At 35.6% G+C, this 12,950-nt stretch carries 27 protein-coding genes; all 27 read left to right on the forward strand.

Features of this window, described 5'->3' with window-relative positions:
- Positions 1-5 precede the first annotated feature (5 nt).
- The 27 genes from rpsJ to rpsD all read left to right on the forward strand — a co-directional run bounded on the left by rpsJ (position 6) and on the right by rpsD (position 12,913).
- Positions 6-311 carry a 30S ribosomal protein S10 gene (gene rpsJ, locus HM987_RS03435; RefSeq protein WP_007650482.1) on the forward strand — a complete coding sequence of 102 codons (306 nt, stop codon included), beginning with the start codon at positions 6-8 and terminating at the stop codon, positions 309-311.
- 174 nt (positions 312-485) lie between these two features.
- On the forward strand, positions 486-1,103 hold the full coding sequence (rplC, locus tag HM987_RS03440) for a 50S ribosomal protein L3 (RefSeq protein ID WP_179005283.1): 618 nt from the start codon (positions 486-488) through the stop codon (positions 1,101-1,103).
- Positions 1,103-1,732, forward strand: a complete 630-nt coding sequence (gene rplD / locus HM987_RS03445; RefSeq protein ID WP_179005285.1) for a 50S ribosomal protein L4 — start codon at positions 1,103-1,105, stop codon at positions 1,730-1,732. Before rplC ends, rplD begins: the two co-directional genes overlap by 1 nt.
- Positions 1,733-1,737: 5 nt before the next feature.
- Positions 1,738-2,028 carry a 50S ribosomal protein L23 gene (gene rplW / locus HM987_RS03450; protein WP_178987599.1) on the forward strand — a complete coding sequence of 97 codons (291 nt, stop codon included), beginning with the start codon at positions 1,738-1,740 and terminating at the stop codon, positions 2,026-2,028.
- Between the two features lie 12 nt (positions 2,029-2,040).
- Positions 2,041-2,868, forward strand: a complete 828-nt coding sequence (rplB, locus tag HM987_RS03455) for a 50S ribosomal protein L2 (RefSeq protein WP_179005287.1) — start codon at positions 2,041-2,043, stop codon at positions 2,866-2,868.
- 10 nt (positions 2,869-2,878) lie between these two features.
- Complete coding sequence (gene rpsS, locus HM987_RS03460) at positions 2,879-3,157, forward strand: 30S ribosomal protein S19 (protein WP_114310878.1); 279 nt, start codon at positions 2,879-2,881, stop codon at positions 3,155-3,157.
- Positions 3,158-3,162: 5 nt separating this feature from the next.
- Positions 3,163-3,570: a 50S ribosomal protein L22 gene (rplV, locus tag HM987_RS03465; RefSeq protein WP_178987601.1), complete on the forward strand. Its 408-nt coding sequence runs from the start codon at positions 3,163-3,165 to the stop codon at positions 3,568-3,570.
- A 9-nt stretch (positions 3,571-3,579) separates the two neighbouring features.
- Positions 3,580-4,296 carry a 30S ribosomal protein S3 gene (gene rpsC / locus HM987_RS03470; protein ID WP_178987602.1) on the forward strand — a complete coding sequence of 239 codons (717 nt, stop codon included), beginning with the start codon at positions 3,580-3,582 and terminating at the stop codon, positions 4,294-4,296.
- A gap of 20 nt (positions 4,297-4,316) precedes the next feature.
- Positions 4,317-4,736: a 50S ribosomal protein L16 gene (gene rplP, locus HM987_RS03475; RefSeq protein WP_178987603.1), complete on the forward strand. Its 420-nt coding sequence runs from the start codon at positions 4,317-4,319 to the stop codon at positions 4,734-4,736.
- A 12-nt stretch (positions 4,737-4,748) separates the two neighbouring features.
- A complete protein-coding gene (gene rpmC, locus HM987_RS03480) occupies positions 4,749-4,940 on the forward strand; it encodes a 50S ribosomal protein L29 (RefSeq protein ID WP_179005289.1) in 192 nt (63 codons plus the stop codon).
- Between the two features lie 17 nt (positions 4,941-4,957).
- Complete coding sequence (gene rpsQ / locus HM987_RS03485; RefSeq protein WP_040756784.1) at positions 4,958-5,215, forward strand: 30S ribosomal protein S17; 258 nt, start codon at positions 4,958-4,960, stop codon at positions 5,213-5,215.
- A gap of 2 nt (positions 5,216-5,217) precedes the next feature.
- Positions 5,218-5,586 (forward strand): 50S ribosomal protein L14, encoded by a 369-nt coding sequence (gene rplN, locus HM987_RS03490; protein ID WP_092446808.1) that lies wholly within the window; start codon positions 5,218-5,220, stop codon positions 5,584-5,586.
- Between the two features lie 12 nt (positions 5,587-5,598).
- Entirely contained in the window at positions 5,599-5,910 is a 312-nt protein-coding gene (gene rplX, locus HM987_RS03495) for a 50S ribosomal protein L24 (RefSeq protein ID WP_178987605.1), read from the forward strand.
- A 2-nt stretch (positions 5,911-5,912) separates the two neighbouring features.
- Positions 5,913-6,464, forward strand: a complete 552-nt coding sequence (gene rplE, locus HM987_RS03500; RefSeq protein WP_178987606.1) for a 50S ribosomal protein L5 — start codon at positions 5,913-5,915, stop codon at positions 6,462-6,464.
- A 2-nt stretch (positions 6,465-6,466) separates the two neighbouring features.
- Positions 6,467-6,736: a 30S ribosomal protein S14 gene (gene rpsN, locus HM987_RS03505; RefSeq protein WP_178987607.1), complete on the forward strand. Its 270-nt coding sequence runs from the start codon at positions 6,467-6,469 to the stop codon at positions 6,734-6,736.
- 107 nt (positions 6,737-6,843) lie between these two features.
- Positions 6,844-7,242: a 30S ribosomal protein S8 gene (gene rpsH / locus HM987_RS03510; RefSeq protein WP_045468975.1), complete on the forward strand. Its 399-nt coding sequence runs from the start codon at positions 6,844-6,846 to the stop codon at positions 7,240-7,242.
- Positions 7,243-7,254: 12 nt separating this feature from the next.
- Entirely contained in the window at positions 7,255-7,797 is a 543-nt protein-coding gene (gene rplF / locus HM987_RS03515) for a 50S ribosomal protein L6 (RefSeq protein ID WP_178987609.1), read from the forward strand.
- 10 nt (positions 7,798-7,807) lie between these two features.
- Entirely contained in the window at positions 7,808-8,164 is a 357-nt protein-coding gene (rplR, locus tag HM987_RS03520) for a 50S ribosomal protein L18 (RefSeq protein ID WP_178987610.1), read from the forward strand.
- A 6-nt stretch (positions 8,165-8,170) separates the two neighbouring features.
- The gene (gene rpsE, locus HM987_RS03525) at positions 8,171-8,695 is read left to right on the forward strand and encodes a 30S ribosomal protein S5 (protein ID WP_178987611.1); all 525 of its coding nucleotides are present in this window, start codon (positions 8,171-8,173) and stop codon (positions 8,693-8,695) included.
- Positions 8,696-8,706: 11 nt separating this feature from the next.
- Entirely contained in the window at positions 8,707-8,889 is a 183-nt protein-coding gene (rpmD, locus tag HM987_RS03530) for a 50S ribosomal protein L30 (RefSeq protein ID WP_179005291.1), read from the forward strand.
- A gap of 15 nt (positions 8,890-8,904) precedes the next feature.
- The gene (rplO, locus tag HM987_RS03535; RefSeq protein WP_179005293.1) at positions 8,905-9,357 is read left to right on the forward strand and encodes a 50S ribosomal protein L15; all 453 of its coding nucleotides are present in this window, start codon (positions 8,905-8,907) and stop codon (positions 9,355-9,357) included.
- Positions 9,358-9,366: 9 nt separating this feature from the next.
- Positions 9,367-10,731, forward strand: coding sequence for a preprotein translocase subunit SecY (gene secY, locus HM987_RS03540; RefSeq protein ID WP_179005295.1), 1,365 nt, complete (start codon positions 9,367-9,369; stop codon positions 10,729-10,731).
- Between the two features lie 78 nt (positions 10,732-10,809).
- Positions 10,810-11,025: a translation initiation factor IF-1 gene (gene infA / locus HM987_RS03545; protein WP_007094967.1), complete on the forward strand. Its 216-nt coding sequence runs from the start codon at positions 10,810-10,812 to the stop codon at positions 11,023-11,025.
- A gap of 76 nt (positions 11,026-11,101) precedes the next feature.
- Positions 11,102-11,218, forward strand: coding sequence for a type B 50S ribosomal protein L36 (ykgO, locus tag HM987_RS03550; RefSeq protein ID WP_008269159.1), 117 nt, complete (start codon positions 11,102-11,104; stop codon positions 11,216-11,218).
- Positions 11,219-11,221: 3 nt separating this feature from the next.
- On the forward strand, positions 11,222-11,596 hold the full coding sequence (rpsM, locus tag HM987_RS03555; protein ID WP_179005297.1) for a 30S ribosomal protein S13: 375 nt from the start codon (positions 11,222-11,224) through the stop codon (positions 11,594-11,596).
- Positions 11,597-11,697: 101 nt separating this feature from the next.
- A complete protein-coding gene (rpsK, locus tag HM987_RS03560; RefSeq protein WP_173281865.1) occupies positions 11,698-12,081 on the forward strand; it encodes a 30S ribosomal protein S11 in 384 nt (127 codons plus the stop codon).
- A gap of 226 nt (positions 12,082-12,307) precedes the next feature.
- Complete coding sequence (gene rpsD, locus HM987_RS03565) at positions 12,308-12,913, forward strand: 30S ribosomal protein S4 (RefSeq protein WP_178987616.1); 606 nt, start codon at positions 12,308-12,310, stop codon at positions 12,911-12,913.
- Positions 12,914-12,950 lie beyond the last annotated feature (37 nt).

Below are 12,950 nucleotides of genomic sequence, written 5' to 3' on the forward strand. Positions count from 1 at the left end.
AGAAAATGAGTCAAAAAATCAGAATAAAATTAAAATCTTACGATCACAACTTAGTGGACAAGTCTGCTGATAAGATTGTAAAAACAGTAAAGAGCACAGGTGCTGTAGTAACGGGTCCAATTCCATTACCAACGCACAAGAAAATTTTCACTGTGTTACGTTCACCACACGTTAACAAGAAGTCTAGAGAACAATTTCAATTAAGCTCTTACAAGAGGTTATTGGATATTTACTCTTCATCTTCTAAGACGATTGATGCTTTAATGAAGCTTGAATTACCAAGTGGAGTTGAAGTGGAAATCAAAGTTTAAGTATATAAACTTTGATTTACATCCTGAACTTGCTTCGGGATCTCATTAAGAGAAATTAAAAATGTCCCACCGATGCGGTCGCGGGAAAAACGGTAAAAAATACAATTCAAGGCTGAAACGTATTTTCAGCCTTGAATTTTAATAACAAATAGTAATAATCAATAAATAATAATTATGTCTGGGTTAATTGGAAAAAAAATCGGTATGACCAGCATTTTCGATGAAAATGGAAAGAACATTCCATGTACAGTAATCGAAGCTGGACCATGTATCGTTACCCAAGTCAGAACTGAAGAAGTGGATGGTTATAATGCCCTTCAATTAGGTTTCGATGACGCGACAGAAAAAAGCGCTACTAAAGCAGCTCAAGGGCATGCTAAAAAGGCTGGTACTTCTGTAAAACGCAAAGTTGTTGAATTCAAAGGTTTTGGTGAGGAGTACAAATTAGGTGATGCTTTAACAGTGGAACAATTTATCGAAGGGGAATTTGTGGATATCGCAGGGACTTCTAAAGGTAAAGGTTTTCAAGGTGTAGTAAAACGTCACGGATTCGGTGGTGTAGGTCAAGCAACGCATGGTCAACACAACCGTTTAAGAGCTCCAGGTTCTATTGGTGCAGCTTCTTATCCTGCGAGAGTATTCAAAGGAATGAAGATGGCCGGAAGAATGGGTGGAGACACAGTAAAAGTTCAAAATTTAAGAGTTTACAAAGTAGTTCCGGAAAAGAACTTACTAGTGGTAAAAGGATGTATTCCTGGTCACAAGAATTCTTATGTAATCATTGAGAAGTAATGAAGGTAGCAGTTTTAGATATAAACGGAAAAGATACGGGTAGACAAGCTGAGCTTTCTAAAGACGTATTCGCTATAGAGCCTAATAATCACGCTGTCTATTTAGATGTTAAGCAATACTTAGCAAATCAAAGACAGGGAACGCATAAGGCTAAAGAAAGAGCAGAGATTTCTGGAAGTACACGGAAGATTAAAAAACAAAAAGGAACAGGTACAGCACGTGCAGGTTCTATTAAGTCTGGTGTATTTAAAGGTGGTGGTCGTATGTTTGGTCCAAGACCAAGAAATTACGGTTTTAAATTAAATAAAAACCTAAAGCGATTAGCACGTAGATCAGCATTAAGTATTAAAGCAAATGACAAATCAATTTTAGTGATGGAAGACTTCAGTTTTGATGCTCCAAAAACTAAGAATTTTGTTGATGTTTTAAAGGCTTTAGAGGTTGAGAACAAAAAATCTCTTATTGTGTTGGGTGGTACAAATAATAATGTATATTTGTCATCACGCAATTTTAAAGGTTCTGAAGTTGTAACAGCTTCTGAATTAAGTACTTATAAGATTATGAATGCTAATAAAGTAATTCTAATTGAGAGTGCACTAGAAGGAATTGAATCGAATTTAAGTAAATAGAACAGATGAGTATCTTAATAAAACCTATAATCACGGAAAAAGCAACCATGCAAAGTGAGTTGTTAAATGCTTATGCATTTGAAGTGAATACAAAGGCGAACAAGGTAGAAATCAAAAAAGCGGTGGAAGCTGCTTATGGAGTTTCTGTAGAAAAAGTTCGTACGATAAATGTCCGTCCAGATAGAAGAACACGTCATACAAAGACTGGTATTCAACATGGTAAAACAAATGCTGTTAAAAAAGCAATTGTACAACTGGCGGAAGGTGAAGAAATAGATTTATACACTAACATGTAATTTTAGACATTAATGTCAGTAAGAAAATTAAAACCGATCACATCAGGTCAGCGATTTAGAGTAGTAAATGGATTCGATGCCATTACTACTGATAAGCCGGAGAAAAGCTTGCTTGCTCCGAAAAAAAGATCTGGTGGTAGAAACAATCGAGGAAAAATGACCATACGCCAAGTAGGTGGAGGTCATAAGAAAAGGTATCGTATTATCGATTTCAAACGTAACAAAGCTGGCATTCCAGCTGAAGTTAAGTCAATTGAATACGATCCAAACAGAACAGCATTTATTGCATTGTTAAACTATCAAGATGGTGAGAAACGTTACGTTATCGCTCAAAATGGTTTACAAGTAGGTCAAAATATTGTATCTGGTGAGACAGGTGTAGCTCCAGAAATTGGAAACGCAATGCCTTTAAGTGAAATACCTTTAGGTACAATTATTTCTTGTATAGAGTTACGTCCTGGTCAAGGTGCTGTAATGGCGCGTAGTGCTGGTGCATTTGCTCAATTAATGGCAAGGGGAGATAAATTTGCTACGGTAAAATTACCTTCTGGTGAAACTAGGATGATCCTAATTACTTGTATGGCTACTATTGGAGCAGTTTCAAATTCAGATCATCAATTATTAGTATCTGGTAAAGCAGGTAGAAGTAGATGGTTAGGAAGACGTCCAAGAGTAAGACCAGTAGTGATGAACCCAGTCGATCACCCAATGGGTGGTGGTGAAGGTAAATCTTCAGGTGGTCATCCAAGAAATAGAAACGGTATTCCTGCTAAAGGATTTAGAACACGTTCTAAGACGAAGGCGAGTAATAAGTATATTGTAGAACGTAGAAAGAAATAATTAAGATAGTATGGCACGTTCATTAAAAAAAGGACCTTATATCCACTATAAATTAGAAAAGAAAGTTGCAGAAAATGTAGCTTCAAACAAAAAGACAGTTATTAAAACTTGGTCTAGAGCTTCAATGATTTCTCCGGATTTCGTTGGCCAAACGATTGCAGTTCATAATGGTCGTCAATTTGTTCCAGTTTTCGTTACAGAAAACATGGTAGGACATAAGTTAGGAGAATTTTCACCAACACGATCGTTTAGAGGTCATGCAGGTGCTAAGAATAAAGGTAAAAAATAAGAATCATGGGAAGTCGTAAAAAACAAATGGCGGAAGCTATCAAGGCCGAGAAAAAGCAGGTTGCTTTTGCTAAGCTAAATAACTGTCCTACATCACCAAGAAAAATGCGTTTAGTTGCGGATTTGGTAAGAGGTGAAAAGGCAGAGAAAGCTCTTCAGATTCTTAGATTTAGTCCTAAAGAAGCGTCTCGTCGTTTAGAGAAGTTGGTCATGTCTGCAATTGCAAACTGGCAAGCTAAAAACGAAGATGCTGACGTTGAGGAGGCTAAATTGTTTATCAAGGAAATTAGAGTAGATGGTGGTTCTATGTTAAAGAGATTGCGTCCAGCACCTCAAGGTAGAGCACACAGAATTAGAAAAAGATCTAATCACGTTACCGTGGTTGTAGATGCAATAAATAAAACACAAAGCTAAGATAGAGATATGGGACAAAAGACAAATCCAATCGGAAATCGCTTAGGAATTATCAGAGGATGGGAATCTAACTGGTACGGAGGAAACGATTATGGTGATAAACTTGCCGAAGACGATAAGATTAGAAAGTATATTCATGCTCGTCTATCTAAAGCTAGTGTAAGTAGAGTAATTATTGAGCGTACGCTTAAACTTGTAACCGTTACTATCACTACTGCCAGACCTGGTATTATTATCGGAAAAGGTGGCCAAGAGGTAGATAAGTTAAAAGAAGAGCTTAAGAAGATTACTGGTAAAGAAGTTCAATTGAACATCTTTGAAATCAAAAGACCTGAACTAGATGCATTTTTAGTAGCAGCAAGTGTGGCTCGTCAAATTGAAAGTAGAATTTCTTACAGACGTGCTATAAAAATGGCAATCGCCGCTGCTATGCGTATGAATGCTGAAGGAATAAAAATTCAGATTAGTGGTCGTTTGAATGGTGCTGAAATGGCACGTCAAGAACACTATAAAGAAGGACGTATTCCTTTATCTACTTTTAGAGCTGATATTGATTATGCTCTTGTAGAAGCACATACTACTTATGGTAGATTGGGCATCAAGGTTTGGATAATGAAAGGCGAAGTATATGGAAAAAGAGAATTATCTCCATTAGTTGGCTTATCTAAACAAAAAGGTAAAGGTGGACGTGGTGGAAACAAGAACCAATCTCGTCGTAGAAAGTAATTTTTTAAAGAAAAGACAAAATGTTACAGCCTAAAAGAACAAAATTTCGTAAGCAGCAAAAGGGACGTATGAAAGGAAATGCGGGAAGAGGTCATTTGTTATCAAATGGTACTTTCGGTATTAAATCATTAGAGTCAACTTTTATAACTGCACGTCAAATAGAAGCAGCGCGTATTGCCGCTACTCGTTACATGAAAAGAGAAGGATCGTTATGGATTAAAATATTTCCGGACAAGCCTATCACAAAGAAACCTCTTGAAGTACGTATGGGTAAAGGTAAAGGTGGTGTCGAATATTGGGCAGCCGTTGTAAAACCAGGACGTATGTTATTTGAAATAAGTGGTGTGCCATTAGAAACTGCTCAAGAAGCGCTTCGATTAGCAGCACAGAAACTTCCTGTAAAAACTAAGTTTATCATAGCTAGAGATTACGAAGCTTAATAGAAAGATATTATGAAGCAATCAGAAATTAAACAGCTTTCAACAGCTGAGTTAAAAGAGAAACTTAGTGAATCTAAAAAGAGTTATACGGACCTAAAAATGGCTCATACTATATCTCCTTTGGATAACCCAATTCAGTTACGAGTTGCACGTCGCACAGTAGCTAGAGTGGCAACAGAATTAACTAAAAGAGACGTACAATAATTGTATTCTGCTGAAAGATGGAAAAAAGAAACTTAAGAAAAGAACGTATAGGGATCGTAACGAGTAACAAAATGGAAAAATCCATTGTTGTTTCTGAAGTTAAAAAGGTAAAACACCCTATGTATGGAAAATTCGTGTTAAAGACAAAGAAATATGTCGCGCACGATGAGACAAACGACTGCAACGAAGGCGATACTGTAAAGATCATGGAAACACGACCTTTAAGTAAATCTAAATGTTGGAGATTAGTAGAAATAATTGAAAGAGCGAAGTAATTATGTTACAACAAGAATCAAGATTAAAAGTAGCTGATAATACTGGTGCAAAGGAAGTTTTAACTATCCGTGTACTAGGAGGAACTAAAAGAAGATATGCTTCTGTAGGAGACAAAATTGTAGTATCTGTTAAAGATGCCACTCCAAACGGACAAATCAAAAAAGGTGCTGTATCTACAGCAGTTGTGGTTCGTACAGCTAAAGAAGTAAGACGTCCAGATGGCTCTTACATTAGATTTGACGACAACGCATGTGTACTTTTAAATCCTCAAGGGGAAATGAGAGGAACTCGTGTTTTTGGTCCTGTAGCTAGAGAACTTCGTGATAAACAATTCATGAAAATTGTATCATTGGCACCAGAAGTGCTTTAATTGATAAATAAGATGACAAAGCTAAAAATAAAATCAGGAGATACTGTACAAGTGATTGCTGGAGACCATAAAGGTTCAGAAGGTAAGGTGCTTAAAGTATTAATGGATAAGAATAAAGCCATAGTAGAAGGCGTGAACATGGTTAAGAAACATACTAAGCCAAGTGCACAAAGTCCTCAAGGTGGCATCGTAGAGAAAGAAGCATCAATTCATATATCTAACTTATCATTGTTAACTTCAAAAGGAGAAGCAACAAGAGTTGGTTATAGAATGGATGGAGAAAGTAAAGTGAGATTTTCTAAAAAATCTAATGAAGTAATTTAATTATGGCTTACGTTGCAAGATTAAAAAAAGAGTATCAGGACAAAGTTGTACCGGCTCTTACGGAAGAATTTGGTTACAAAAATGTAATGCAAGTACCTAAACTTAAAAAGATAGTTTTATCTAAAGGTGTTGGTGCTGCTGTTGCGGACAAAAAATTAATTGATCACGCAGTAGATGAGCTTACAAAGATAACTGGACAGAAAGCTATACACACCATGTCTAAGAAGGATGTTGCTTCATTTAAGTTGCGTAAAGGGATGCCAATTGGTGCCAAAGTAACTTTAAGAGGAGAGCAAATGTATGAGTTCTTAGATCGTTTGGTAACTTCAGCTTTACCACGAGTTAGAGATTTTAACGGTATCAAAGCTACTGGTTTTGATGGACGTGGAAACTATAACTTAGGTGTTGTAGAACAAATCATTTTCCCGGAAATTAACATTGACAAGATCAATAAGATTTCTGGTATGGATATCACTTTTGTGACTTCTGCTGAAACCGATAAGGAAGCGAAGTCTTTATTAACAGAATTAGGATTACCATTTAAAAAGAATTAATTATGGCTAAAGAATCAATGAAAGCCCGTGAGGTAAAGCGTGCAAAAACGGTTGCTAAATATGCTGAAAAAAGGAAAGCTTTAAAAGAAGCTGGAGATTATGAGGCATTACAGAAGTTACCAAAGAATGCTTCACCAATACGTCAGCATAACCGTTGTAAACTTACTGGAAGGCCTAAAGGTTATATGAGACAATTTGGAATTTCTCGTGTAATGTTTAGACAAATGGCTAACCAAGGGTTAATACCTGGTGTTAAGAAAGCAAGCTGGTAAAAACTTGATGTGAATAATGTGGCTTATCACATTATCATCAAAAGAGATTATAAATTGGTTTCAGGTTTGGCAATAGTGCCGAAAACCGCTACCGCAAATTAATAACTATGTATACAGATCCAATAGCGGATTATTTAACGCGAGTTAGAAACGCAGTTAAGGCCAATCACAGAGTGGTTGAGATCCCTGCATCTAACTTAAAAAAAGAAATAACTAAAATATTGTTCGATCAGGGCTTTATTTTAAGTTACAAGTTTGATGACTCTTCAGTTCAAGGTACGATTAAAATCGCTTTGAAATACAACAAGGACACCAAAGAGTCTGTCATCAAAAAAATTCAAAGAATCAGTAAACCAGGTTTACGTAAGTATGCTGGCTCTAACGAAATGCCTAGAATCCTTAACGGTTTAGGTATTGCAATTGTTTCTACGTCTCACGGAGTGATGACAGGAAAACAAGCGCAAAGAGAAAACGTTGGTGGCGAAGTATTATGTTACGTTTACTAAAAACAGGAAATTATGTCAAGAATAGGTAAAAACCCAATAACAATTCCTGAAGGTGTAACAGTTGAGATTAAAGACAACATGATTACTGCTAAAGGTAAGCTTGGTGAATTAACTCAAGAGTATTCAGAAATTAAAATTAAATCAGAAGACGGTACTATTACATTAGAACGTGATTCTGATAAGAAAGATTTAAGAGCAAAACATGGTCTGTACAGATCATTGATATATAACATGATTGAAGGTGTTTCTAAAGGCTGGACCAAACAACTTGAGTTAGTTGGTGTAGGTTATAGAGCATCTAATCAAGGACAAAAATTGGATTTGGCTGTAGGATTTTCTCATAACATCGTTTTGGATATTGCTCCAGAAGTAAAGGTGGAGACAATTTCAGAAAAAGGTAAAAACCCAATAGTGAAATTAACGTCTTTTGACAAACAATTGGTTGGACAAGTAGCTGCAAAGATTCGTGGTTTTAGAAGACCAGAACCTTACAAAGGAAAAGGAATCAAGTTTGTTGGTGAAGAAATTAGAAGAAAAGCAGGTAAATCAGCTTAATAATTAAGTTATGGCATTGACAAAGAACGAAAGAAGAACAAGAATAAAAAACAGAATCCGCAAGGTAGTATCTGGTACTGAAACAAAACCAAGATTAGCTGTTTTTAGAAGTAATAAAGAAATTTATGCTCAACTCGTAGATGATGTAACTGGTAAAACTTTAGCTGCTGCATCCTCAAGAGATAAAGACATTGCAAAGTCTAAAGGAAACAAAACAGAAGTTGCCGCTTTAGTTGGTAAGTCTGTTGCAGAAAAAGCTATGAAGGCTGGTGTTGAAACTATTTCTTTTGATAGAGGTGGTTACTTATATCATGGAAGAGTAAAATCATTAGCAGAAGGTGCTAGAGAAGCAGGACTTAAATTTTAAGACATTATGTATCAAAAATATAAAAACGCAGAGCTTGTTAAACCAGGCGGATTAGAATTAAAAGATCGCTTAGTTGGCGTTCAGCGTGTAACTAAAGTAACAAAAGGTGGTAGAGCATTTGGTTTTTCTGCAATTGTTGTTGTAGGTGACGAAACAAATGTCGTAGGACAAGGTTTAGGGAAATCTAAAGATGTTGCTACTGCAATTGCAAAAGCCGTTGAAGATGCTAAGAAAAACTTAGTAAGAATTCCTATTCTTAAAGGAACCATACCACACGAGCAAAAAGGTAAGTATGGTGGAGCAAGAGTTAACATCATTCCAGCTGCACCTGGTACAGGAGTTATTGCAGGTGGTGCGGTAAGAATTGTTCTTGAAGCAGTAGGTGTACACGATGTATTATCTAAGTCTCAAGGATCTTCAAACCCTCATAATGTGGTAAAAGCGACTTTTGATGCTTTATTACAATTAAGAGATGCTAAGTCTGTAGCTAAAGAACGTGGAATTTCACTTGAAAAAGTGTTTAACGGATAATCAAGGACAAGATGGCAAAGAAGATTAAAGTAACTAAAGTAAAAAGTGCAATCAATCGTACTAAAAGACAAAAGCTAACATTGGAAGCTTTAGGTCTTAATAAGATTGGTCAAGTAAAAGAGCACGAAGCTACATCAAGTATTCTTGGTATGGTTAAGAAAGTTGAACATTTAGTTTCTGTAGAAGAAGCTTAAAAATATAACTTAAAAATGGATTTAAGTAATTTAAAACCTGCAAAAGGTTCAGTAAAAAGTCAAGGAAAACGTATTGGACGTGGACAAGGATCTGGTAAAGGTGGTACGGCAACACGTGGTAACAAAGGTGCTAAGTCGCGTTCTGGTTATTCTAAGAAATTAGGATTTGAAGGTGGTCAAATGCCTTTACAAAGACGTGTTCCTAAATTTGGATTTACTAATATTAATAGAGTAGAATATCAAGGTATAAACCTAGATACTTTACAACAGTTAGTAGATGAAAAGAAAATTAAAGATAGTGTTGATTTTGAATCTTTAGTATCTATGGGATTAGCTGGTAAAAATGAGCTAGTAAAAATCTTGGGTAGAGGAGAGTTAAAAACAAAATTAACAGTAACTGCTCATAAATTTACTGCTACGGCAAAAGCTGCTATTGAAGCTGCTGGTGGTGAAGCTGTAACTTTATAAGATTATAGGATGAAAATAATAGAAACATTAAAAAACGTTTGGAAAATCACAGAACTTAAGGATAGAATTATGCTAACCTTAGGTTTACTTTTGGTTTATCGTTTTGGTGCTCAGGTTGTACTACCTGGTATCAATATTGATGCTTTAGGTGGTTTACAGGCTGGTATGGATGGTGGAATCTTAGGATTACTAAACGCTTTTACAGGTGGTGCATTTGCTAATGCCTCTGTGTTTGCTTTAGGTATTATGCCTTATATTTCGGCTTCCATTGTAGTTCAGTTAATGGGTATTGCGATTCCTTATTTACAGAAACTTCAGAAAGAAGGTGCTAGTGGGCAAAAGAAAATTACCCAAATTACACGTTGGTTAACTATTGGTATTTGTTTAGTACAGGCGCCTGGTTATTTAGCGAGTATTCCTGCATTATCTGGAGCAAGTTCTATGAGCGTTTTATTAGTGCCTGGTTTTAGTGAAAATATTTTTTACTTCTCATCGGTAATTATTCTAGTAACTGGTTGTGTATTCGCCATGTGGTTAGGAGAAAAAATTACTGATAAAGGGATTGGTAATGGTATTTCATTATTAATTATGGTGGGTATCATTGCTACATTACCTCAATCGTTTGTTCAGAATATGTATTCTAGACTTGAAGGCGGTAATGGTGGATTTATGATGATATTAATAGAATTGGTTATCTGGTTCTTAATCATATTAGCATCAGTATTCTTGGTTATGGCAGTAAGAAAGGTTGCTGTACAATATGCAAGAAGAACCGCTTCTGGCGGTTACGAAAAGAATGCATTTGGATCACGTCAGTTTTTACCATTAAAGCTTAATGCTTCTGGTGTAATGCCAATTATCTTTGCACAAGCGATTATGTTTGTTCCGGGTTTAATTGGAGAATCCTCTTGGTTAAAAGACACGAGTGCAGGAATTTGGATGCAGTCTAACTTCTCAGATATGTTTGGATTTTGGTATAATCTAGTCTTTGCTTTATTAATTATAATATTCACGTATTTCTATACGGCAATTACAGTACCGACTAACAAAATGGCAGATGATCTTAAACGTAGTGGTGGATTTATTCCGGGTATACGTCCTGGTTCTGAAACCTCTGAGTATTTAGACAAAATAATGTCCCAAATCACCTTACCAGGTTCTATATTCTTAGCATTGGTAGCTATTTTTCCAGCGTTTGTTATGAAATTAATGAACGTACAACCAGGTTGGGCATTGTTCTTTGGTGGTACATCACTTTTAATTATGGTTGGTGTAGCGATTGATACCATGCAACAGATTAATTCTTATTTATTGAATAAGCATTATGATGGATTGATGAAGACAGGTAAGAACAGAAAAGCGGTTGCGCAATAAGAGAAAACATTAGAATGTCAGGCTTTAAAAATCAGGCAAGGTATTTGCAATTTAAAGACTGAATACTAAACATATATTATGGCAAAACAAGCAGCAATAGAACAAGACGGAACAATTATAGAAGCATTATCAAATGCTATGTTTCGTGTTGAATTAGAAAATGGTCACATAGTGACCGCACATATCTCTGGTAAAATGCGTATGCATTACATTAAGTTATTACCTGGAGATAAAGTAAAATTAGAAATGAGTCCTTACGATTTAACGAAGGCTCGTATAACATATAGATACTAAAAATTTTAGATTTTAGATTTACGATTTCAGAATTAAAATTCTAGAATCGTAAATCGTAAATTGTAAATCGCAAATTATGAAAGTAAGAGCATCAGTAAAGAAAAGAAGCGCAGACTGTAAATTAGTGCGCAGAAAAGGTAGACTTTACGTCATTAACAAAAAGAATCCTAGATTCAAACAAAGACAAGGGTAAATTATGGCAAGAATTGCAGGTGTAGACATACCAAAACAAAAAAGAGGAGTGATCTCTTTAACTTATATCTACGGTGTAGGTAGAAGTAGAGCGAAAGAAATTTTAGCTGAAGCTAAAGTTGACGAAAGCACTAAAGTACAAGATTGGACTGACGACGAAATCGGAGCGATTCGTGAGGTTGTGGGATCATTTAAAATCGAAGGTGAATTACGTTCGGAAATCCAAATGAACATTAAGCGATTAATGGATATTGGATGTTACAGAGGTATTCGTCATAGATCTGGTCTTCCATTAAGAGGACAACGTACTAAGAACAACTCTCGTACAAGAAAAGGTAGAAGAAAAACGGTTGCTAACAAGAAGAAAGTAACTAAATAATAAATAGTCTTTAGTCTTTAGACGTTGGAAAGAATCTGTTTGAAATTTAACGGTTTAGGATTCTAGCGACTTTAAACTAATACTAAAAACTAAAAGTAAACATGGCAAAGGCAAGTACTAAAAAACGTAAAGTTATAGTTGATGCAATTGGAGAAGCGCATATCACAGCGTCGTTCAACAACATCATCATTTCTTTAACAAATAAAAAAGGTGACGTTATTTCTTGGTCATCAGCAGGAAAAATGGGTTTTAGAGGTTCTAAAAAGAACACCCCTTACGCTGCACAATTAGCTGCAGAAGATGCTGCAGGTGTAGCTAAAGAAGCTGGTTTAAAGAAAGTAAAAGCGTACGTGAAGGGACCTGGAAACGGTAGGGAATCTGCTATCAGATCTATTCACAACGCAGGAATTGAAGTTTCAGAAATTATCGATGTAACTCCAATGCCACATAACGGTTGTCGTCCTCCTAAAAGACGTAGAGTATAAAAATTTAAGATTTTGGATTTTTGATTTCAGATTTATTTAAATCTTGTATAGAAAATTTAAAATTATTACTTAAAATTAATATCACTTGAAACTCAAGTGATATTAATTTTTTGTGTAAATTTGCAGACTGAAAAAAATATTAACAAGTATCAACCGAGAGGCTAACGGTTGTAGAAGGATAAGATTAAGACCTTAATTCTATAATCACTCTCAAAACAAATTTAAAATGGCAAGATATACTGGTCCTAAAACTAAAATCGCCCGTAAATTCGGACAAGCGATCTTCGGAGACGATAAAGCCTTCGAAAAAAGAAACTATCCTCCAGGACAGCACGGAAATAACCGTCGTCGTGGTAAAAAATCTGAATATGCTATCCAGTTAATGGAGAAGCAAAAAGCGAAATATACATATGGTATATTAGAAAAGCAATTCAGAAACATGTTCAAAAAAGCAACGGCCTCTAAAGGAATTACAGGTGAAGTATTACTTCAGTTATGTGAATCTCGTTTAGATAATGTCGTTTACAGAATGGGTATTTCCCCTTCAAGAAGCGGCGCAAGACAATTAGTATCTCACAGACACATTACGGTGAATGGCGAAAAGGTAAATATTCCTTCTTACCAATTAAAGGCTGGTGATGTTGTAGGTGTTAGAGAAAAATCTAAATCTTTAGAAGCGATTCAAAATTCTTTAGCTAATTCTAGCAATGTTTACGAATGGATTACTTGGAATACAGGATCTATGGAAGGAACGTATGTTGCTATTCCAGAGCGAATTCAGATTCCGGAACAAATCAACGAGCAATTCATCGTTGAACTTTACTCTAAATAATAACTAATCACATTGGTATTTGGCCAAAGGATTTATT

Origin of the sequence: Winogradskyella forsetii (assembly GCF_013394595.1) — a bacterium.
Classification (GTDB): Bacteria; Bacteroidota; Bacteroidia; order Flavobacteriales; family Flavobacteriaceae; genus Winogradskyella; species Winogradskyella forsetii.